This is a genomic window from Dyadobacter sp. NIV53 (assembly GCF_019711195.1).
Lineage (GTDB): Bacteria > Bacteroidota > Bacteroidia > Cytophagales > Spirosomataceae > Dyadobacter.
Genome location: NZ_CP081299.1, coordinates 1,537,794 through 1,558,964, shown reverse-complemented (window position 1 = coordinate 1,558,964; position 21,171 = coordinate 1,537,794). Strand labels below are relative to the sequence as shown.

Below are 21,171 nucleotides of genomic sequence, written 5' to 3'. Positions count from 1 at the left end.
GTATCGTGCTGCAAAAGTACTACATAAAGGCTCAGGGTGCTCATAAAACAGTCATGATTTTGAATGATATAAATAATGTATTGCAGGAAATTCCACGTTATAGTTTGAATTGCGGGCTGATAATGTTTAATTTGCAGTTTAAGTATATTTAATCTAAATAAGGTGTATGCCTGTTCGAACACTATCCCATCTGAAAAAAGGAGAAAGCGGAGTCATTAAATCTTTCTCAGACAAAGTCATGTCTCTGAAATTACTTGAAATGGGTTGTTTGCCGGGATGCGAAGTTCGTCTGGATGCAGTGGCTCCATTTGGAGATCCTATTTGTATCAATGTTGGAGGCTGTTATTGTTTATCATTGCGACTAAATGAGGCAGCGACTATAGTTATCGAGTAATTATTACATCTTCATCAAATTCAGTGCTTTTCAATTGAAACAAGAAAATATTAAAATTGCGCTCGTCGGTAATCCCAATGCCGGGAAATCTACCTTGTTTAATGTTTTAACCGGTTTGCGTCAAAAGACAGGAAATTTTCCCGGAGTTACAGTAGAAAAAAAATCAGGGACTTTTCATCTTAAAAGTTCAACAGGTAAAACAGATGGAGAAGTAACATTGGTTGACCTGCCGGGAACTTACAGCATTTATCCGAAATCTGCTGACGAAACGGTAGTGATGGATATACTTGCCAATCCGCAACATCCTGATTTTCCTAAGGTAATTATTGTAGTCGTTGATGCTTCAAATCTTCAAAGAAACCTCCTTCTTTTTACTGAAATCAATGATCTTGGAATTCCGGCTGTACTTGCACTAAATATGCTTGATGTTGCAACAAGTATGAATCTTACTGTTAATGCAGTACAGCTTGCCATGCAGTTGAAAGTGCCGGTTGTTCGTATTAATGCGCGTACCGGTGAAGGAGTTAAAAATTTGATGGAGGCAGTTACGCATACTCTGGAGCAAAAAGAAAAGCCGGCTTTAACTTATTTCTATGATCCTACTGAAAAGGAAGTTCAGTTAATAGAAGAAGTAAAATCCATTTATCATCTTGATAATGACTATGTTGCTTTGCAATATGTTTGCCAGCATGATAATTTTTCTTTTCTGGAACAACCAGCCAGAACAAAGCTGGACAGGCTCATTGAAAAATACGATTTTGATGAAAATAATTTCCTGTCTACCGAAACCATAGCGCGGTATGAAAAAATAAAACCAATTGTTTCCAAAGCGGTAAAGTCGGAGGGCATGACAGAACAGCCTTTCTGGACACGGAAACTGGATGGTATATTGCTGCATCATTTTTGGGGATATGTCACTTTTGCAGTTGTGTTGCTGGTCATATTTCAGGCGATTTTTGCATGGGCTACATATCCAATGGATTTGATCGATGCAGGAACAGCAGCTACGATTGAGTGGGTAAAGGGTATTTTGCCGCAAGGTGTACTGAATGACCTCATTACTGATGGAATTATGGCAGGAATAGGGGGGATTATCATATTTATTCCACAGATCGCTATTTTATTTGCACTGGTTTCTATACTTGAAGAATCCGGTTATATGGCCCGTGTAATGGTGATTATGGACAAACTGATGCGGAAATTCGGATTAAATGGCCGCAGTGTTGTGCCGCTTATTTCAGGAGTCGCCTGTGCCGTTCCGGCTATTATGACAACACGCAGCATCAGCAGCCGTTATGAGCGTTTGCTCACCATTCTTGTAACTCCTTTGATGAGCTGTTCAGCTCGTCTTCCTATTTTTGCTATTCTGATTGCCCTTGTGGTACCATCTACAAAAGTTTTTGGGATACTTAATATGCAGGGATTGGTATTAATGGGGTTGTACCTGATGGGATTATTTGGTGCGTTATTTTCCGCCTGGCTTTTATCTCTTTTTATTCCAAGAAAAGAACCAAGCTATTTTATGCTTGAAATGCCTTCGTACAAGCTTCCACGTTGGGGGCATGTTGGTTTTACAATGTATGAAAGTGTAAAATCTTTTGTACTGGAAGCAGGGAAAGTGATCATGTCCATTTCAATCATTTTGTGGGTACTTGCATCCTATGGGCCCGGAGACAAAATGGAGAAAGAAGCTGAAAGGGTTGCATTGGAAAACAGCCAGTTAACACAAGATCAGATCAATGCTGCAGTAGCTTCTGTAAGGCTTGAAAATTCTTATGCAGGTAGTTTTGGCCGTTTTATAGAGCCAGCAATTCGCCCTCTTGGTTACGACTGGAAAATCGGTATTGCTTTATTGGCTTCATTCGCAGCCAGAGAAGTTTTTGTAGGAACTATGGCAACTATATACAGTATCAGCGGTGACACAGAGGATGTGTTAACAGTTAAAGAACGTTTGGTTCAGGAAAGAAATCCGGATACTGGCGGCGCTATGTATACACCTGCTGTTTGTTATTCATTATTGGTATTTTACGTTTTTGCCATGATGTGTATGAGCACAATTGCAGTCGTGTACCGTGAGACGCATGGCTGGAAGTGGCCGCTTATTCAGCTGGCTTATCTGACAGTTTTGGCTTATGTGTCCGCATTTGCAGTTTATCAGCTTATGAGCTAGGTTATTTTTACCAACCCAAATTATCCACGAGGTCAGATGCAATTAAAGCATTCTGGCCTTTTTTTGCTTCACCTTTGTCGCCGGAAAGTCCATGCTGATAAACGCCTAAAATAGCAGCATCCTCAGGAGCGTAACCTTGTGCCAGCAAGCTGGTAATTATGCCTGTCAGTACATCGCCGGTACCTCCTGTTGCCATACCGGCATTGCCGGTTGAATTAAAATGAACATCTCCGTTGCTTAAAATAACTGCAGTATGTGCTCCTTTTAGACAAATTATCACTTCATATCTTTGAGCGAATTCTCTGGCTAATTCCAGCCGGTCATATTCGTTATCAGTCTTTCCGGCAAGTCTTTGAAATTCTTTTGGATGAGGTGTTAAAATTGTCTTTTTTGGTAATTTACGGAGCAATTCAGGATTTTGTGACAGGATATTCAGTGCATCGGCGTCAATAACTAAAGGAACTTTTATTGTTTTTAATAAAGTCCTTAACAATTCCAAAGTAGCTGATTCCTGTCCGATTCCGGGGCCAATCCCGATTGCGGAATAAGAATCTATTTTTGGCAGTTCTGTAAGATATTTACTGTCAGGGTCTACTGAGGCCATCGCTTCCGGTACAGAAATCTGTACAATTTCGTAACCACAGCCAGGGATATGCAAAGAAAGCAATCCAACTCCTGATCTTAAACAAGCCTTTGCTGATAAAACAGCCGCACCCATTTTACCATAACTTCCGGATAAAAGAAGTGCATGCCCAAAAGTGCCCTTATTTGAGAATTTCTGCCTGGGAATAATTTTGCTTTCGGCATCCGATTTGTCTGTGTAAAAATAGGGAGTGGATGTTTTTTTTATAAAATCCTGATGCAAACCGATATCAACGGTCTGCCAGTTACCGGTAAATTCTGCATTTTGCGGCATCATGAATGCCAGTTTGGGCAATTGAAAAGAAACTGTACAATATGGTTTGATAATAATATCTTCCTTTTCATTCTGCTTGTCTACGTACAAGCCACTTGCAATATCTACCGAGATTATTTTATTAGGTGCCTGATTTAATGCCTGAATTACTTCAGCCAAAATTCCCGTGGCTGGCCTGGATAAGCCTGATCCTAATAGTGCATCAATCAGAATAGTGTCCGGTGAGATTTTTGGTAAATCACCCTTATTCAGAATAGTAAATGGGGTCAGGTTATTTGATAATCTATCAAGATTTGCAGTAAAATCATCGGATGGATTTTCAGTGTATTTTACAACATATACACACACATTATAAGATTTTTGGCTCAGGATTCTTGCAATTGCTAAGCCATCCCCGCCATTGTTTCCCATACCACAAAATATACTGATTGGCCGCGTATTAACAAACTGATCACAGAACCAGCGCACAAATGCCTGTGATGCCCGTTCCATGAGGTTAAGAGACGAAATTGGTTCATTCTGGATAGTAAATGTGTCTAATGCTTTAGTTTGTTCTACGCTGAATATTTTCATGTAATAATTTATTTCGATACGCACCAGTTTGTTACAAATATTACGCCGCATTATGTATTTCTGATTGTATTAATTTTTTCTGGTAAAAAGATAGTTACTAATTGTTTGTGTAAATGGAAGATAAAATGATCACATTTTCTATATTCTTTGTTTTTTAGCCTATAATTTGGAATTTAAAAGGTTGTAACTCTTTTACAAACCAATTAAAAATATTAGCTTTGCACTCGTTTTCTCAAAGGCTGTTTTGAATGAAGGGGCGTCACCTCATCCGCTGGAAATTAGCTTAATTTATTTAAATTATTAAAATCATTCGTCATGAGCGAACTTATTAAACTCGTAGAAGCTACGATTGAAAATCGTAAATCCGAGTATCCTGAATTTAAAGCAGGCGACACGATCAACGTACACGTTAAGATCAGAGAAGGTAACAAAGAGCGTATTCAGCAATTTCAAGGTACTGTATTGCAACGCCGTAACCTTAGTGCAAGCGGTGAAACTTTCACAGTACGTAAGATATCGAACGGAATCGCAGTAGAACGCGTTTTCCCAATTCTTTCACCTAGTATCTCCAAAATTGAACTGCTTCGTCGCGGTAAAGTTCGCCGTGCACGTTTGTTCTTCTTACGCGGACGTCAGGGTAAAGCGGCTCGTATTAAGGAGCTTAAAGTAGCAAAAGCATAGGATAAACTATTTGTTCTGCTTAGAAATTTGAAGCCCTGCACGTTTTTTCTTGCGGGGCTTTTTTTGTGGCTACTTGCCGTTGACTATTGTCTCTATTTAAGCTGGACTATTGATGATTCTTTTTTACAAAAGAATATTGAACCTATCTCCTTCAAATTTAAGTTAATAATGAAAAGCTAATAGCCTCTGCTGATAGCTAACAGATAAATGAAATGAAAATTACTTTTTACAAATACCAGGGAACCGGCAATGACTTTATCATGATTGATGACCGTTCAGCTTTGTTTCCTGTTTCAAAGGAACTCATTGGGTCTCTTTGTCATCGTCGCTTCGGAATTGGTGCCGATGGGTTAATATTATTGCAGAATGCCGAAGGATATGATTTCCGAATGGTTTATTTCAATGCAGATGGTGGAGAGGGAAGTATGTGTGGAAATGGAGGACGTTGTGCTGTAAGATTTGCACACGATCTGGGGCTATTTTCAACTAATACATCTTTTATCGCTGTGGATGGCCCGCACGAAGGAGTCGCTTCAATTGAGAAAATCCGTTTAAAAATGTCACCGGTTAATAGCGTAGAGCAATATGCCGGATATGATTTTATGAATACCGGATCACCACATTATATTACTTATGTGGACGACATTAAGGATGTTGATGTTGTTGGGATTGGGAAGGAAGTTCGTTATGGTTCGGTATATGGCCCTTTAGGCGGTACGAATGTGAATTTCGTAGAGATTTTGAAAGATAACCATCTGAGTGTACGTACGTATGAGCGTGGAGTCGAGGATGAAACCTATTCCTGTGGGACCGGTGTAACTGCCGCTGTATTATCCGCATACGCACACGAAGGTTGGGATAGCCCGGTAACAGTTGAAACATTGGGCGGCACATTAGAAGTGGCTTATGCTGAAACTACTCCTGGCAAATTTGATGATATATTCTTGATTGGACCGGCAGTAAAAGTTTACGAGGGAACATTTGAAGTTTAGATATGTAAAATAGTATATTTTGGCTTTTAATTAATCGTTTGATTTATCCTTTGCCAAATAATAAAATTCTCTTTCTAAATCATATTTCAGCCTTTGTAAAATTATATCTTTTTGAATTATTGCTATATTTTATTATACTTGCCAAAGATATTGTGATAATTTAAAGTTCAGTAATGTCTGAAAATACAAGTAAACCTGCACGAAAATTTAATATAGAGTTACTATTAGGCTTATCAGCTACTTTTCTCAGTCTGGCAGCGCTTATCGTTTCCATTTTCCAAACCAAAATTGCACGTGAGCAGCAACATGCTTCTGTCTGGCCATATCTTCAGATAGCATCTTCAAATAGAGTAGGCAATTATCGCTTTGGAATTGAAAATAATGGCGTTGGCCCGGCAATCGTTAAAAAAGTAGAGTGGCAGCACAAAACTAAAACTTATGAAAGTTCAAGGGAGTTTATCTGGGAACAAATTGGCAGAGATAAAAAAGGAATTGGATTTGGAGCAATTGCTCCCGAGTCGGTTTTAAAGCCTGGTGATAATTTTGAGCTGATAGGGATTTATCAAAATGATTCATTAGCAAGACAATTAATGCATAAGGTTGAAAGTGATTTCTTTAATCTACGTGTAATTTATTCCGATATTTACGGCAATTGCTGGCAACTTGATCAGGGGAAAACAAGGCAATTGACTGATTGCTCTAAGTAATCGAAACAGTACAAAATTCAATACACATTTCTAACATGATTATCCATTTTAAAGCTTTCCCCTTAGTCTTGCTGGTACAAATGGTTTTTAATTCTTGTAACACGGCATCAGCTCAGTTATTACCTAAATATTATTTGGTTAAAGCAGGCCAAATGTACGATTCTGAGAAAAATGTTTTTGTGAAAGACCAACAAATTTTAATTAAGGGTAACCTGATTATGAAAGTTGGACAAAGCCTTGATGTTCCTGAAAATACTGAGGTGCTGGACTACCGCAACTTCACAATAACACCAGGGCTCATTGATTCTCATACACATATATTAACCAACCAGGGATTAAATGAAGATCTGTCAATAGATGCTGTCATGAACTCGTCCGAAAGCAGGGTATTAAGAGCGGCGTATTTTGCTGATAGTTATCTGAATGCTGGATTTACTACAATCCGCGACTTAGGTAACTCAGGCCAGTATCTTGATGTTGAGGTAAAAAATGCAATTGAAAAGGGATACATCAAGGGTCCAAGAATGTTGGTATCAGGTCCAATAATTGGCTCAATGGACGGACAGTTTTATCATTTACCTGTTAAGGATTTTCAACGTATATCAGAACAGGAACAAACGATGATCAGTGGTGTAGAGGAAGCAAAAAAGGCGGTTAAGGAACACATTGTTCAGGGTGTAGATGTCATTAAAATACTTGCTATTGGTAACCGGCTTACTTTAAGTCTGGATGAAATGAAGGCCATTGTTCAGACAGCCCATGAGCAGCGACTGAAAGTTACAGTTCACTGCGACAGGGACTGGGCTGTTCAGGCGGCCATAGAGGCAGGAGTTGATGGAGTAGAGCATGGCTATGGATTTAGAGATACTACCTTGAAAATAATGGCTAAGAAAGGTATTTACCTTGTACCTACTTATGGGTCAGTCAAAGGAGCTGTTCATTACCATGAAATAATGAATTTGAAATATAATATTGAAGATATCAGGAATAGCTTAGAACGCCGGGGAAAAGATCTTATTCGGGCTAGTCAGCTGGGTGTGAGGATTGTTGCAGGATCTGATGCTTATCATGATACAAAAATGCCCAGAGGAGATGACGCTAAACAAACTATCTGGGGTTATTATGATTATGGACTTTCTGCAGAAGACGTGTTGAAAACTGCAACTGCTAACGCTGCAATTGCATTGGAAATGAAGGATCAGATTGGCGTTATTAAAGAAAATGCATTTGCCGATCTTGCAGTTTTTGAAGGTGACTTGAAAAAGGATTTTAAAAAATCTCTTTTTCAAGTGAAGATGGTCATGAAAGATGGAAAGATCCAGTATCAAAAGTAATATTATCACTCCATCTCAATAATCCCGCCTTTCACATGCAGTATTTTCTTGTCATTCCATTCAGGAACACGGCAGTAATCCATCGCTGCGACTTTACTTCTTACACCATTTGTACAGATTACAATAATTGTATGGTAAAGATTTAAAACTTCTCGGTTCTGACGTATTTCAGCAAGAGGAATGTTCATTCCACCTTCATTAAACTCTTCAAATTCCCAGGGTTCCCGTACGTCAACCAAAACAACATCCGGTTTATTCCTTATTGTTTGCATTTCGGATAAAGAGATGTCAGTGTAAGAATTTTTAGTCATAATGGCAAATCTTGTATTCCAAGGATTATTTATATACAAAAAATAGCCACAAAGATCGAAAGAACCGAGGTTCAAATTCAAATCTTTGCGGCCAGTAAATCTGTTTTAAGGGCAGATTACATCAACTCAGCATTAATATCTTCCTGTATCGTATGGATGATTTTTTTCAATCGGAATATTTTTTGCGATCAGTTTGTGAATGTCCTTTAAAAATGGTTTTTCTTCTGAATCACAAAATGATAGTGCAATACCTTTTGCTCCGGCACGTCCGGTTCTTCCAATCCGGTGAACGTATGTTTCCGGAATATTCGGAATCTCGTAGTTGATTACGTGTGTCAGATCATCTACATCAATACCACGTGCTGCAATATCGGTTGCAACTAAAACGCGTGTAGTCTGGCTTTTGAAATTTTTCAAAGCATTCTGACGTGCATTCTGCGATTTATTGCCGTGAATTGCTTCGGAGGTTACACCTGCCTTACGCAAAACTTTCACCACTTTATCAGCACCATGTTTGGTACGGGTAAAAACCAATGCAGTGGCAATTGTAGCATCTTCTAAAATATGCAGCAACAAAGAGTTTTTATCCGATTTGTCTACATAAAAAAGTGATTGTTTGATCGTGTCAGCTGTTGACGAAACAGGCGTTACCTCTACTTTCGCAGGATTGGTAAGGATCGTATCGGCCAGCGTCATGATTGCTGATGGCATTGTGGCCGAGAAGAAAAGAGACTGACGTTTAGCCGGCAATAATTTAATTACCTTCTTTACATCATGCACAAATCCCATGTCAAGCATACGATCTGCTTCATCCAGAACAAAAATTTCCAGCTGATTTAATTTGATGAAATTCTGGTTGATCAGATCCAGTAAACGACCTGGCGTAGCAATCAAAATGTCAACACCTCTTTGTATAGCATCCGTTTGTGGCTTTTGGCCAACTCCGCCAAAAATCACGGTATGTTTAATACCGGTATGACGACCATAAGCCGCAAAACTTTCACCAATTTGTATGGCCAGTTCGCGAGTTGGAGTCAGAATAAGCGTTCTGATCCGGCTTTTTTCTGTTTTATTAACTGGCTTATTACTAAGTAGCTGTAAAATAGGTATAGCGAAAGCTGCCGTTTTACCAGTTCCTGTTTGTGCGCAACCCAATAAATCTCTTTGCTGTAAAATAAGTGGGATCGCTTTTGACTGAATTGGGGTGGGTGTATTGTAACCTTCTTCTGTCAGAGCCTTGGAAATAGGCTCAATGAGTTCTAATTCTTGAAATGTCATTTGGTTTTGTTAAGACGCTCCACCAAATTAATTCAAAATGGAAAGAGCAGAAAATTGTAATTATGCCATGTAGCTGATTATAACTAAAGACATTCAACTTATAACAGCATTGAAATTTTAAACGTTCAATTCTTTACGTATAACGTAATTTATGCCTGTCTGCAATCGTTTTGTAGCTGTTATATAGTTAACTTAATATTGTATCGAATTTATAATTATTTATCTTTAACCGACATTTGTAAATCCTTATTCTATGTGGAAAGTTATTCGTTTAAATGTATTATTTCTGACTTCCTGTATTTCTGTTTATGCTCAGGATGTAATGATCAGGAAAAATGGTGATACTATTGAAGGTAAAGTAATTGAAGTTGGAATAGACCGGGTAACTTATAAAATCAACAACGACCTGAATGGTGCTTCGTTTGTTATCCGAAAAAGTGAGCTCAAAACAATAGAATTTGCAAACGGCCAGATTGTGCTCCTAAACTACCATGATAGAATTAAAAACAATAAAAATCCTGTTAACCGGGATGAAGAATTTGGTAGAAATATGATAAACTTTTCTCCATTTAAAGCATTGGACAGCGGTCCCGGAATAGGAATAAGTTATGAGATACTGCTTGACAAGCGTCAGTATTTCGGGGTTGTTTTACCGGTTAGTTTAATCTTTCCGGATAGTTACAACTTTTATGATAATGGTAGAAATGGAGCAAATTTGTTTTATTTCTCACCTGGTTTTAAAGTTTATCCCTTTGGGCAAAGAAAGGTTACATATGCAGTTGGGCCAAACTTATTTACGGCAATCGGGAAAAGGCCATTTTACGGTTATGATCCTGTTACTGGTGGTTATACACAAATGAACAATTCCAGCAAGAATTTTAGATTGGGAGTGATTGTCAATAATTATATCAACTTCCAGATCACACCTTCTTTTCAGATAGGATTAAATGGCGGGATTGGAGCACGCTATATTGACAGGGAAAAACAACCAGCACAAATAATCAATAACAGTATAAATGTTACGGGAGAGTTTAATTTTAATCTGGGTTTTCGGTTTTAATTGAAATTGGTTGTTGCTACTTCATCAATCTGAATACAGGATAGCGCATGTATTCTTTTTCCCTGTATGGCGAGTTGTCGTATATAAAATTCAGTTGGGCTTCACCGCTTTTGGCAAATTCAGGATCTGAATTTCTTTTGTCATCCAGTTTCTTTCTCAATTCAGGTGATTTTTCTAACATCTCAGCAGCCAGGTCTTCAAATACATAACCGGAAAAATGTTCTTTTGCCTGTAAAATGGTGTCAAAGAAATTCCATTTGAAAAAAGAATCGACTGCTTTTGGTTCAAGGGTTTCAATAATGTAACGGTTTACGGATTGATTTACAGGTATATACCAGTCTCCCTTTTTGAAAGTTATCTTTTTAATTTCTTTATTTAAGTTTACACTCGTATGCCAGTAATGTCCTTCAAAAGGAGATTTTGGAGATTCGTAATCCTGAATTTTATACACTTCCACTTCCAGTTCCTGGTCTTTTTCAAGTTGGGTAATTTTAACCTGATTTAGTTTCAGCAGATCAATCACATTAAACCATCCTTGCGGAATGATATAAGCAACCGGTTTGTCGACAACGTCGACAGGCTCATAGGTGTCGTAGAAAGGAATTGTTTTGGTAAAAGGTTTATCGCGGTTGTAGTAAAGCCTGTTGGCACCGCTAATTTTACTTTTTAATATTTCAGGCTCAAATCCTTTGAACGAAATATCGGTATGTTTTTCCTTATTAATCTGCCATGTAACGGCAAATTTTCCCTGGATTTTCACTGCTTCTTTGGTGTCTTTACGAAGCTGCAAAAGCTGTTTTCGATATAAGGAAAGTACTTTTAGATTTCCGTATAAATAGGCATATGTTGATTTTACACGTTGGTCATAGGGTTTCAGCATGTGCGTTTCTGTCATTACACCAATGGTATGAAAAAGTGCGGCATATCCGGTCGAATAGCGTGGCCAATCGGGGAACTGAACAAAACCCTTATCCGGAGTTTGTCCCCATGCGTTTACATATGGTGTTGCCTCGTAACCAGCTTCTTTCAAATGTTTGTACATGTAAGGCAGGAAAACCTTGTCGTTAAATTCTCCTAAGGAGCCGCCTATTTTGTCTTTCTGTGCATAATCCAAAGTCATGACATATTGATAATCTGCTCCATTGCTTACATGTGTGTCAGCAAAAAGATCAGGATCAAGTTCATGAAAAATAGCTGCAAAACTTCTCGCATTACGCGTATCACTTTTGATAAAATCACGGTTCAGGTCATAATCCCGCGCATTACCACGAAAACCATATTCTTCCGGCCCGTCCTGATTGGTCCGTGTTGTACTGTTTCTGTTTAAAACTCCGCCGATATTATAAAATGGAATAATGGCTAAAACTACACTGTCCAGTTCCGGGAATTTGGCAGGGTTTAAAGCAATATCACGTAAAAGCATCATCGACGCGTCCACACCATCAGGCTCACCAGGATGGATCGCATTGTTCACAAGCAAAATTGCTTTTCCCTGCGCTTTCAGTTTTTTGATATCAAAGGATTTATTTCTGGAATATAGTACTAAATGTAAAGGCTTGCCGCTATCCGTCGGACCTTTTTCTGCAATTTGAATCTGAGGAAAATCTTTGCCTAATTTTTGATAAAATGCAATACCCTCTTCATAAGTCGGCGTTTGCTTCCCGCCGCTTTTTTCAAACCTGGTCTGATATTGAGCTACCACAGGCAGAGAAACCAGCACAAAGAGTAGAAGGCGGAAAAGTTGCATAAAAAACCAGTCAGATTGTGGAGTGAATAATAATATAATCTGAAAGTAATCAGTTTTTTTTCTAAATGTATGAACCTACGCTCATTCACTCATGGATTATGAAAATGGTTATAAAGAAAATAGGACAAGTGAAACATATTTCTTCACTTGTCCTATTCTTAATTTGACAACATTTACAATTAATTTTCTTCTTCCACAGGTGCATCTGCATGCGATTCGGCTTCATAAGTATCTGCATACTTAATCTCATCCAGCCAATAGGAAGAACTTACGATATCGTAGGTTACAGACGTATCATCATTTGCAATTGTTTTTAATTGCCACAGAATGTTTTTTGCATCTTCAAAATTCTCACCTTCTATTTGATCAGTATAAAGGCGATGTATCAAACTGTGATCCGACATTCCTGCCGCCAATAGTCTGACAATTGGCGCTTCCGGATTTTCTTCAAAAATAGCGACGTCACCCGTAATTTTTATCTGAAATTGTACAGCTTCCGTTCTGGGAAATTTGCCATTATATGCCTGATAAAGAAGTTGTGTCGCACGGAAAAGGTCGGGATGAAGGGATAGTTCCGGATATTCTTCCCAAAGTTTCTCAGTGATGATCTCATGTGAAAGATTTTCGATCTGACCTTCCGTTAACCTCTCATTTATTAAATAATCCAGAACAATTTTGGCAGATTCAACAGGCTCAAAATCGGTGATGGACATCAACGCCATTTCTTTGAGCTCAGCATCTTTTATTTCCTCCGGATTTGCATAATCCATACTACTTAGCAGAGCCAGGTAATCACTTTTCGACCAGGAATCGGGTAACTCATTAATACTGTTAAAAGAAAGGATTTCTACTTTAAAAGAACTCATGTTTTTGCTTGTTTGAATAGGATGTTCGTAAATGTAAGTGTTTAGATGGAATACTATCCACTTTAAAACAAGTGTAGCAAAACTATGCCATTCCATAAAGCCGGCACAATTATTAATCCCTTTCATGATCCTGTTTTTTGAAATTAGAATACCATTAGAGTTTCTCTTTTACCTGTTTTTCATTTTCATTATCGAGCTGTTTTTTCTATTTTGGGCTAGCACAAACATTATTTTCATGGAGTTATATTATTCGTTTTCAGCTTTAATCGTTCTTTCTGCCGTTTTTTCATACATTAATGCCCGTTTTTTAAAACTACCAGCTTCCATAGGAATTATGGTTATTGCGTTGCTGGTTTCCTTGGGGCTTCTCGCTACCGATAATATTTTTCCGCATACTTTTGACCGTATCACGAGGCTTTTTTTAAGTGTGGATCTTACAGAGATTTTAATGGGTGCCATGCTTAATTTTTTGCTTTTTGCAGGCGCTATTCATATACATCTTGAAGACCTGCGTGAGCAACGTATGCCGGTAATCATATTTTCAACAGTAAGCGTAGTCATTTCTACTTTTGCAATCGGATTATTAATGTTTAATATCCTTCCGTTGGTAGGCATGCCCATTCCTTTTATTCAGTGTCTGGTATTTGGGGCGTTGATATCACCGACTGATCCTATTGCAGTACTTGGTATCCTGAAACAGGCCGGCGTTCCAAAATCATTGGAAACAAAAATTGCCGGTGAGTCTTTGTTTAATGATGGAATGGCCGTTGTTGTATTTATTGTAATGCTTGCTTTGGCAAGAGGAGAGGAGGTAAATACATCTTTCGGCGGTATTACCATGCTTTTCATTAAGGAAGCTTTGGGAGGAATTGTTTTGGGATTATTGTTAGGCTTCGTGGGCTCACAAATGATCTATCGCGTAGATGGATACAATGTACACGTGCTTATCACGCTTGCAATTGTGATGGGCGGCCATCTGGCAGCTCAGGCAATGCACATGTCCGGACCCTTGGCTATGGTTGCAGCAGGTTTGGTTGTGGGTAATTATGGTAAAAATCTGGGAGGTGTGTCTGAAATGGAGCGGGATTACATTGATAAATTCTGGGAGCTGATCGATGAAATATTAAATGCTATTTTGTTCCTGATCATCGGATTTGAGTTACTGCTGATACCTGACCTTAAACAATATGGACTGATTGGTGTGATTACGATTGCGGTTGTTCTTTTTGCCAGATTTATCTCAATTTACTTACCGGTAAAGCTGATTCCCTTCAAAAATCGTTTTGGACGGAAATCTATTACGATACTCGTTTGGGGTGGATTGCGTGGAGGCGTTTCAATAGCACTGGCGTTGTCCATTGATGATGGTTTAAATAAGGATCTGCTTTTGGCAATTACTTATTTTGTAGTGTTGTTCTCTATTATTGTTCAGGGACTTACAGTTGGGAAACTGACCAAGAAAATGGAAAATCTGTAGTGTTACAAATTAGGTTTCTCCACAATTTGCTGAATTATACTATTGGTTTTATTCAGCCACAAATACTGTCCTTCACAGGTCCAGTGGGAATCGCCTTTTAAGTATGAGTTCCCGCCTAATTTTTGAAAATCACTATAAACATCAATAACCCGAAGGTTAAGTTCAGTATTTGAATATATTCTGCTGATCAGCTGGTTATAAATATCATAGGTAGGGCTCAGAACTGATACTTTGTTAGGAATGATTGAAAGGATAACCTGATCAAATCCTATTTTTATAGCAATCTCCTGTGTTTTATTCAGATGATACACCATTGAATCAATCTCTGAATTTCTAATTTTCGAAAAAGAGGAAGTCGTTTCAGGCGTATCAGTATCCATGTAATAAACGATGTCTTTACCGTCATTAATCCGTGTTACTTCCTTATTGACACGATTAAAAACATGGTAATTAAAATCAGCTTTCATCTGTTTTAAAGCCAGTATAAAGTCATTTTGAAAAAGCAATTCATCCAGTCGTCCTTCCGTAGATTTTGACCGGAATGCATTATCCAGCTGGTTCATAAAAGGCGGGCTTGCACTTTTAGCTATGAAAGTGGTGGAATCAGCAATCAGGTTTTGGATCGGGGCCTTTGCGAATTTCTCCCGAAAATGCCGTTCAACTGATTCCAAAAGCAATATATTAATTTGGGATGTATCCGGTTTTACATGAAGCACTTCACTCCAGTGAACATAGGTATATTCGTCAACTACAAAATCTTTTTTTCCGACGCGTTGCTTTTCAGTAAAGCTATCACCAATGATGTATAGATGAATTTTCTTTGGTGAAGTCTTATGGGTGGGTAATTTATAATCCCCGCATTCTTTTCTTAAATCTTTAAACTCGGATAAGTTAGAAAGCCGGTACAAATCTCCATACCTGTAACTATCCTGAGCCGTCATTTTAATACTCAAAACCGGGCTTAATCCTATAATCCAGATCAGTGATGCTATAAATAAAATGATATATTTAAAAAATCTCATACTATCTCAGCTTAATAGACCAAACCTGTACCTTCTTTTCTGACTGGCTAAAAATCAACAGTTTATAATATCCTGGCTGATATGTAAGCTGTACTGGTATTTCCGAAGGAATGGGTTTGTCACCAAGCCTTTTACCAGTCATATCGAAAACTGTCGTGTAATTGCCTGAGCGAATTGTTATAAAACGATTATCGACGCCGAAATAGTGATACTGGATCACTGAATTGGGTAAAATATCCTTGATTTCAAAAAGCTCAACACCTTCCTTGGTCAATATGGCCGTCTTGGAAAATGCAGATCTTACCAATATCCAGTCCTGGGAATTACGGTCAAATAATGTTTTGAATCTTGATCCTGGTTCCGGCCTTAAAAGTTGAATACGTGAGGTGATCTTTCCATCCAGACTAATTTTAATCAGTTCACCTGAAACACTCACACCTACCAACTCAGGGTATCCGGTTGCTGAATTTTGTGACCATGTAAATGCACTCTCTGAACGTGTTAAAATATCAACAGGAAAACCCTGGCGAACAGATCCGTTCTCTTTTAACAAATAGATTTTTCCGTTTTTCTGTGTAACAATAAATCCACGATTGCCTATCTGGTTGAGCGCCATTACAGGACTTTGTATATTTTCGAAAGAGCCGGATCGGTTCAGTTTTCTAACAGGCTTACTTACACTCTCCCAAAGAAACAGATCCTGAGCCGCATCCTGAATAATAAAACGATTACTTCCATCATAGCCACCGTCTATCAGATATAAAGCTGCAATATTACTCGCTGATGGAATTCTAACAGAAAAAGGAGTAATTCTTAAAGAATCATCCTGGTCAAATGCATACACTGCACTTTGAGTTGCCAATATTCTTTGCTCACGTCCTATATTCAGAAAGTCCACTTTATAAGCTGAAGTAACAATAGGGCCGTTCAGTTTGGTAATATTTTCTGTTTTTCCACTTTTAAGATCACTGGTTCTTAACAGATTATGGTTAATATCAGTTAGCAGAATCTCAGAACTCCCATCAACAGGATTTTGCAGAGCTGCCAGTTCCGAATCATAAAGTACAGGCCATTCAATATCCATATTGAGGAAAGTGCGGTTGAGTACTTTTTTTGCAGTTTGTCTTTTTCTTTGGATACAGCAATATCTCAGGAGATGCTTCATTGCCGTAATAATGACACCGGAATACAATTGACTCTATTTTTGAAGTAATGTCAGTATAATTTTTGCCTCCCTGATTACCGCCACGTGATTGCGCTTTTCTTAGATTTACGACCAGTGACAGCTGGGCATCAGTTTTTTCCTTGGTTAGTATGCTGTCATATTCCGGAGATTGCTTCCAGGTAATATGATTTTCGTAGTCTGTAATATAGTTTTGCAAAACCTGTGAATTGTTGCTGATTACCAGATATGGAGCAACATAAGTAATATAACTTACTGAAAAACCCGTAAACATCGGGCCATAAAGTCCTGCTGGTAATTCAGGAATGGGGACTGAATAGATGTCGTAACCCTGATATTTGTCCACTGAAACATTAGATTCTGATGTTGACAGTTTGGCTAACTTTAAAAGTACAGGTCTTAGTTTATCATAATTAGAAAATTCGGCAAGCAGTATCTTACCGTCATTAATACTGTTGTTTTCTTCCAATTGACAAAGTATCAGTTCTGAACCAAAATTCTCAGTAAGCAAACTGCTTTCCTTTCCTATATGGTAATTGATTTTTTCCCAGGCTTCACTTTTATTTTTCTCGTGCCAATTTAAAAATTTCTTTTTAAAAGCATCTTTGTCACTGGCTGCAAAGCGGTAGAAGTAGGAGGTTTGCTGTGAAATATGCTTGTGACTGGTAAAAGGAGAGCCCTGGTTATCCTTTAATAACTCCGTAAGATAATAACCGGGAGATTCACCACCTCCAGACTGTATGCTGAGCTTCCGTGGATCCTGTGCTGCATCGATATGGAAGTCCTGTAATTCCGGAAAATTTTTAGCGAATTCCCTAAATGTAGCAGTATTATTGCCAGAGCTTACAACTGATTTCCATGCTTCACTTTTGAGATAAATGCTCGTGCCATAATTAGAATCGTGGCTTTTTGCAAATTGCGATTTTAGTTTAAATGACTGTATGCTAATGGAAGACGACCGTACTACATCTTCTATCAGATCACCAAAATAACTTACAATTAAATAATCATCTTTGACCAAATAAGAAAAAAGTGGCCGGGAAGAGGTGTCATTAATATCGGTAATGCGTTGATTCTGAAATGTATGTTGCAGTACGCGAATATTGCCGTGCTGCGGATTGAACAGCCATTTGGATTCATCCTCATTGGCAATTGGAATATACATGAGTATTCCCCATTCCGTGCCCGTACGAGGATGATAAGAGTAGGAAATTGTTTTTCCTTTTAAAAAAACCGATAGTTTTTTTGCATCCGGTGTCAGCAAATTCAGCAGTGACAGGTTATCACTAGCGATATCCAGAAGCGGCAGCCGTTTAACATCTACGCCGGCTTCTGTTGCCTCATACAGTGAATCCTGTAGATGTTCACTCGTAATCACAACAATAGCGTTGGATGGAATATATTTCCATGCGGCCGAAGAACCCTTGGACCACCTGAACAGAAAATATCCTGCTAATGCAATGACAGACACAAGCAGGATAGTTACAATTATTTTTCTTGACACAGGCTCTTTATTTAAGCACGAATCGCTTTTACTTTTTGATTAAGCTCCTGGCGAAAGCGCAATAATTCTTTAAAGCTTCGGATACAAACCTTCCATAAGTTCCATTTTACAATCGAAACTTCTCCTGTTTCACGATCTTTATGGGTAATGGGTATATCAAAAGTTTCCTGACCTGATTTTTTTGCCATTACTGATAAAAAAATATTTGGAGCAAATGGTTCCGGATTAGGCAGCTGATCCATCAGTTTTTGAAGAAATGTGCCTTTAATCAAACGGAAAGGTATATTACTGTCCATGATATATGTCCCATACACGAGCGAAATCGTACCACGCAGGAATTTGGTAATGAACAGGCGTACACCTGCATCATGCCTTACTTCACGATAACCTAAAATGAACTGGGATTGATCTCGTTTGTTCCATAATTTATCAAAATCTTCCGATACAAACTGGTCGTCACTATCTGTTTGAAATACATATTGCGAACCAAGTTCCAGTGCTTTGTGATAGCCATTTACAACTGCATTACCATGGCCACCGTTTTTTTGATTTACAACTGTTAGGTTAGTTACTTCCTTTTCAAGTTTATCCAGAAGGACTTTTGTGTTGTCTTTAGAGCCATCATTGATTACAATCAATGTGGTATTATCATTAGGAAATCTATTTTTTAAAAAATTAGTCCAGTTATATACTACTTTTTCTATACAATCCTGTTCGTTGTATGCGGGCATTACAATGCTTAAAAGGAACGACATGCAGAAGCTTATTTGGTGTATGTTTGCGCGAAATTAAGAAATAAAGACCGGATACCGGCTATTGGTAATTATTATTTAGTAGGCATACCTGTCTTTCAGAGCGTTGATCGGCTTCTCAAAAAAGAACCAGGATACTGAAGAAACAAGGATAGTAAGCAAAACAACCAGGCTTGCTTCAAATGCCAGAGATCCCTGTAATTCAGGTATATACTGATAGATTTTATGTAGCAAACGAACAGTAGGATGTGTAGAACCACTATGGAAATGGTTATATACAAAGTTGTGATAAAGATACAGTCCATAGCTGATTTTGCCCAGGTAAACACTAACCGGATTTTCCAGAAACATTCCGAATAACCCGCCAAATCCCATGACGGCCCTTCCGATCAGAAAGAAGCAAAAAACAGAAGATACTAACCTATCTAACACTACGTTAGCCACATTGTACAGCTCCCCGGAAGTTTTTGACCAGTAATGTAAAAGCATCCAGGATAAAAGTCCTAATAGTACCGGCCAGCTCTTGCTGAAAAGTTTCTGGAATACTTCCTTTTTATAAAGTTGCAGCCAGGCCATTAACCCTCCCAATGCAAATGAATCAAGACACGCAGGCATTGTTACATAGGAAACAAACCACTCTTTGCCGGAATAAAAGAAATAGAACCGTAGTGCTACACTGATAACGCCCATTATGGCAAGCCAGGTAATCAGGTTTTTGCGGGCTACAAAAAATATAAGAAAAGGGAAAAATAAATATACCTGTTCTTCAACAGCTAGTGACCAGAAATGATCTACTGAACCCATCCAGTGCTGATTGATCGCAATGTAAATATTAGTACCGTATAGAGCGAGCCATGCCAGTTTATCACGAACCGGAGGAACGTTTAAGACATACAATATGGCTATTGTCAGATAGTAAACCGGAAATATACGTATGGTACGCCTGATAAGGAATTTACGCAGGTATTTTTTAAAACCGCCAGGTTCATCGGACGTTTTATCCTTACTTTTCAGAAGAATTCTTGATATTAAAAATCCGCTCAGTACAAAAAATATTGTAACTCCAAGAGGGCCAAACGGAATAATATTAACTCCAACCAGAAGATGATCAAATAGAACCAGGGCTACGGCTATAAAACGGATTCCGTCTAATTGTAAAATATGTCCCTGAGCTGTTGCACGCATAATTACCAGTTTACCTGAGCTTTAATTTCTTTAGTTTCCTTCACTTTTACTTTCTCATCTCTGAAAAGAATGCCGGTTTTATTACCTTCCTGTCTGATAAGCGCTACATCATAAGTGCCTGGTTCCATGGTATAGTATGGTATTTCCACATGAAAGCCTGGTGCAAAATAGTACTGTTTCAGGAATAACTCTTTCCGGCTTTTGTTTCTGGTTCGGTACCCCGGGAATACATAATATCTTTTCTTAGATTTTAAAAGGACATAAATCCCGCTATCCTGCAAACGCTGGCTCGTAAATGTTTTATTGTCAATGTCAAATGTATTGGCTCCCTTTTTAAAAGTTGTGTTGTCATAGAGCTGGATCAGCCCTCGGGAGCTGCCTGCATAAGTTTGCCTTTCTGCTATGCCGATAAGAGGAAGCCAGCTTTCATAACAAACTGGTGTTTTTTCAACAATTCGCCCTACGAAAGTGGTGTCTTCGGGAGTTTTTAAATTCCTGTCCGTATAAGTCCAGTTAAACTGTTCAGTAACCAGCATTTTTCTCAGATTGAAAGCGTCTACCAAATGATAATGATAGCTGAATACATTAAAAAGGATTGCAAAAAATACAATGGCCGTAATGTATGGCGATAAGAAACTTCCTTTTATCGGTATGACCACGTACAAGTAGGCCACGATCAAAAGCAGTACGGAATAAATCTTATATCTGCTGGTAATCAATCCTTCCAGCCCAAATCCGGCGCGGCTGTATACAACTATTAATGCAGTTCCCAGTATAAACAGAATAGCTCCAAGGCAAAAAAGATCGGTAGTCCGTTCAAATTTAGCCGGATATTTGTTCCTTATAATACGGAACAGCGTTGTAGAGGCAATAGAAATGGCAACCAGAAAAAGAACAATTCCAATCAAAAAACACATTCTGAAACTATCTTTAACTGGTATTGATTCCGCAAAAGAACCCAGAAATGCCATGTAACCCTTCGTCAGTTGTAGTATTGAAGCTTTGGAAGCAGGATTTGA

Annotated in this window: 19 protein-coding genes; 8 read left to right on the top strand and 11 right to left on the bottom strand. The window is 38.4% G+C overall.

The window, feature by feature from the left end; all coding sequences use genetic code 11:
• The first annotated feature begins 166 nt into the window (after positions 1-166).
• Both KZC02_RS06215 and feoB read left to right on the top strand, forming a co-directional pair.
• On the top strand, positions 167-394 hold the full coding sequence (locus tag KZC02_RS06215) for a FeoA family protein (RefSeq protein WP_221393313.1): 228 nt from the start codon (positions 167-169) through the stop codon (positions 392-394).
• A 34-nt stretch (positions 395-428) separates the two neighbouring features.
• A complete protein-coding gene (feoB, locus tag KZC02_RS06210; protein ID WP_221393312.1) occupies positions 429-2,564 on the top strand; it encodes a ferrous iron transport protein B in 2,136 nt (711 codons plus the stop codon).
• 7 nt (positions 2,565-2,571) lie between these two features.
• Here feoB and KZC02_RS06205 read toward each other — a convergent pair whose 3' ends face one another.
• Complete coding sequence (locus KZC02_RS06205; RefSeq protein ID WP_221393311.1) at positions 2,572-4,053, bottom strand: NAD(P)H-hydrate dehydratase; 1,482 nt, start codon at positions 4,051-4,053, stop codon at positions 2,572-2,574.
• A 315-nt stretch (positions 4,054-4,368) separates the two neighbouring features.
• Between KZC02_RS06205 and rplS the strand changes: the two genes are divergently transcribed.
• From rplS to KZC02_RS06185, 4 genes are all read left to right on the top strand, one after another.
• The gene (gene rplS, locus KZC02_RS06200) at positions 4,369-4,734 is read left to right on the top strand and encodes a 50S ribosomal protein L19 (RefSeq protein ID WP_221393310.1); all 366 of its coding nucleotides are present in this window, start codon (positions 4,369-4,371) and stop codon (positions 4,732-4,734) included.
• A 212-nt stretch (positions 4,735-4,946) separates the two neighbouring features.
• Positions 4,947-5,726 (top strand): diaminopimelate epimerase, encoded by a 780-nt coding sequence (dapF, locus tag KZC02_RS06195; protein ID WP_221393309.1) that lies wholly within the window; start codon positions 4,947-4,949, stop codon positions 5,724-5,726.
• Positions 5,727-5,899: 173 nt separating this feature from the next.
• Positions 5,900-6,433: a hypothetical protein gene (locus KZC02_RS06190; RefSeq protein ID WP_221393308.1), complete on the top strand. Its 534-nt coding sequence runs from the start codon at positions 5,900-5,902 to the stop codon at positions 6,431-6,433.
• 218 nt (positions 6,434-6,651) lie between these two features.
• Entirely contained in the window at positions 6,652-7,767 is a 1,116-nt protein-coding gene (locus KZC02_RS06185; RefSeq protein WP_221393307.1) for an amidohydrolase family protein, read from the top strand.
• Positions 7,768-7,772: 5 nt separating this feature from the next.
• Here the strand turns inward: KZC02_RS06185 and KZC02_RS06180 are convergent, their stop codons facing one another.
• Positions 7,773-8,039, bottom strand: coding sequence for a rhodanese-like domain-containing protein (locus KZC02_RS06180; protein ID WP_310590413.1), 267 nt, complete (start codon positions 8,037-8,039; stop codon positions 7,773-7,775).
• Between the two features lie 171 nt (positions 8,040-8,210).
• Positions 8,211-9,356 (bottom strand): DEAD/DEAH box helicase, encoded by a 1,146-nt coding sequence (locus tag KZC02_RS06175; RefSeq protein WP_221393305.1) that lies wholly within the window; start codon positions 9,354-9,356, stop codon positions 8,211-8,213.
• A 253-nt stretch (positions 9,357-9,609) separates the two neighbouring features.
• Between KZC02_RS06175 and KZC02_RS06170 the strand changes: the two genes are divergently transcribed.
• Positions 9,610-10,416, top strand: a complete 807-nt coding sequence (locus tag KZC02_RS06170; protein WP_221393304.1) for a hypothetical protein — start codon at positions 9,610-9,612, stop codon at positions 10,414-10,416.
• Positions 10,417-10,432: 16 nt separating this feature from the next.
• Here the strand turns inward: KZC02_RS06170 and KZC02_RS06165 are convergent, their stop codons facing one another.
• Positions 10,433-12,163, bottom strand: coding sequence for a M14 family metallopeptidase (locus tag KZC02_RS06165; protein WP_221393303.1), 1,731 nt, complete (start codon positions 12,161-12,163; stop codon positions 10,433-10,435).
• 179 nt (positions 12,164-12,342) lie between these two features.
• A complete protein-coding gene (locus KZC02_RS06160; RefSeq protein WP_221393302.1) occupies positions 12,343-13,029 on the bottom strand; it encodes a hypothetical protein in 687 nt (228 codons plus the stop codon).
• 235 nt (positions 13,030-13,264) lie between these two features.
• Between KZC02_RS06160 and KZC02_RS06155 the strand changes: the two genes are divergently transcribed.
• Positions 13,265-14,506 carry a sodium:proton antiporter gene (locus tag KZC02_RS06155; protein WP_221393301.1) on the top strand — a complete coding sequence of 414 codons (1,242 nt, stop codon included), beginning with the start codon at positions 13,265-13,267 and terminating at the stop codon, positions 14,504-14,506.
• A gap of 2 nt (positions 14,507-14,508) precedes the next feature.
• Here the strand turns inward: KZC02_RS06155 and KZC02_RS06150 are convergent, their stop codons facing one another.
• The 6 genes from KZC02_RS06150 to KZC02_RS31510 form a co-directional block, all read right to left on the bottom strand.
• A complete protein-coding gene (locus KZC02_RS06150) occupies positions 14,509-15,528 on the bottom strand; it encodes a hypothetical protein (protein WP_221393300.1) in 1,020 nt (339 codons plus the stop codon).
• Position 15,529: 1 nt separating this feature from the next.
• The gene (locus KZC02_RS31520) at positions 15,530-16,612 is read right to left on the bottom strand and encodes a hypothetical protein (protein ID WP_229254022.1); all 1,083 of its coding nucleotides are present in this window, start codon (positions 16,610-16,612) and stop codon (positions 15,530-15,532) included.
• The gene (locus KZC02_RS31515; RefSeq protein ID WP_229254021.1) at positions 16,602-18,215 is read right to left on the bottom strand and encodes a hypothetical protein; all 1,614 of its coding nucleotides are present in this window, start codon (positions 18,213-18,215) and stop codon (positions 16,602-16,604) included. The genes KZC02_RS31520 and KZC02_RS31515 overlap by 11 nt, the downstream gene beginning before the upstream one ends.
• 11 nt (positions 18,216-18,226) lie before the next feature.
• Positions 18,227-18,970, bottom strand: coding sequence for a glycosyltransferase family 2 protein (locus KZC02_RS06140; RefSeq protein WP_221393299.1), 744 nt, complete (start codon positions 18,968-18,970; stop codon positions 18,227-18,229).
• 75 nt (positions 18,971-19,045) lie between these two features.
• Positions 19,046-20,152, bottom strand: coding sequence for an acyltransferase (locus KZC02_RS06135; protein WP_221393298.1), 1,107 nt, complete (start codon positions 20,150-20,152; stop codon positions 19,046-19,048).
• Positions 20,153-20,154: 2 nt separating this feature from the next.
• The gene (locus KZC02_RS31510) at positions 20,155-21,123 is read right to left on the bottom strand and encodes a hypothetical protein (protein WP_229254020.1); all 969 of its coding nucleotides are present in this window, start codon (positions 21,121-21,123) and stop codon (positions 20,155-20,157) included.
• Between the last annotated feature and the right edge of the window lie 48 nt (positions 21,124-21,171).

What these genes read in the sequence shown, in the direction of transcription:
- KZC02_RS06215 (WP_221393313.1), top strand. Translation starts at nt 167, where the DNA reads ATGCCTGTTCGAACACTATCCCATCTGAAAAAAGGAGAAAGCGGAGTC.
- KZC02_RS06205 (WP_221393311.1), bottom strand. Translation starts at nt 4,053, where the DNA reads ATGAAAATATTCAGCGTAGAACAAACTAAAGCATTAGACACATTTACT.
- rplS (WP_221393310.1), top strand. Translation starts at nt 4,369, where the DNA reads ATGAGCGAACTTATTAAACTCGTAGAAGCTACGATTGAAAATCGTAAA.
- dapF (WP_221393309.1), top strand. Translation starts at nt 4,947, where the DNA reads ATGAAAATTACTTTTTACAAATACCAGGGAACCGGCAATGACTTTATC.
- KZC02_RS06190 (WP_221393308.1), top strand. Translation starts at nt 5,900, where the DNA reads ATGTCTGAAAATACAAGTAAACCTGCACGAAAATTTAATATAGAGTTA.
- KZC02_RS06185 (WP_221393307.1), top strand. Translation starts at nt 6,652, where the DNA reads ATGAAAGTTGGACAAAGCCTTGATGTTCCTGAAAATACTGAGGTGCTG.
- KZC02_RS06180 (WP_310590413.1), bottom strand. Translation starts at nt 8,039, where the DNA reads ATGCAAACAATAAGGAATAAACCGGATGTTGTTTTGGTTGACGTACGG.
- KZC02_RS06175 (WP_221393305.1), bottom strand. Translation starts at nt 9,356, where the DNA reads ATGACATTTCAAGAATTAGAACTCATTGAGCCTATTTCCAAGGCTCTG.
- KZC02_RS06170 (WP_221393304.1), top strand. Translation starts at nt 9,610, where the DNA reads ATGTGGAAAGTTATTCGTTTAAATGTATTATTTCTGACTTCCTGTATT.
- KZC02_RS06165 (WP_221393303.1), bottom strand. Translation starts at nt 12,163, where the DNA reads ATGCAACTTTTCCGCCTTCTACTCTTTGTGCTGGTTTCTCTGCCTGTG.
- KZC02_RS06160 (WP_221393302.1), bottom strand. Translation starts at nt 13,029, where the DNA reads ATGAGTTCTTTTAAAGTAGAAATCCTTTCTTTTAACAGTATTAATGAG.
- KZC02_RS06155 (WP_221393301.1), top strand. Translation starts at nt 13,265, where the DNA reads ATGGAGTTATATTATTCGTTTTCAGCTTTAATCGTTCTTTCTGCCGTT.
- KZC02_RS06150 (WP_221393300.1), bottom strand. Translation starts at nt 15,528, where the DNA reads ATGAGATTTTTTAAATATATCATTTTATTTATAGCATCACTGATCTGG.
- KZC02_RS31520 (WP_229254022.1), bottom strand. Translation starts at nt 16,612, where the DNA reads ATGGATATTGAATGGCCTGTACTTTATGATTCGGAACTGGCAGCTCTG.
- KZC02_RS06140 (WP_221393299.1), bottom strand. Translation starts at nt 18,970, where the DNA reads ATGTCGTTCCTTTTAAGCATTGTAATGCCCGCATACAACGAACAGGAT.
- KZC02_RS06135 (WP_221393298.1), bottom strand. Translation starts at nt 20,152, where the DNA reads ATGCGTGCAACAGCTCAGGGACATATTTTACAATTAGACGGAATCCGT.
- KZC02_RS31510 (WP_229254020.1), bottom strand. Translation starts at nt 21,123, where the DNA reads ATGGCATTTCTGGGTTCTTTTGCGGAATCAATACCAGTTAAAGATAGT.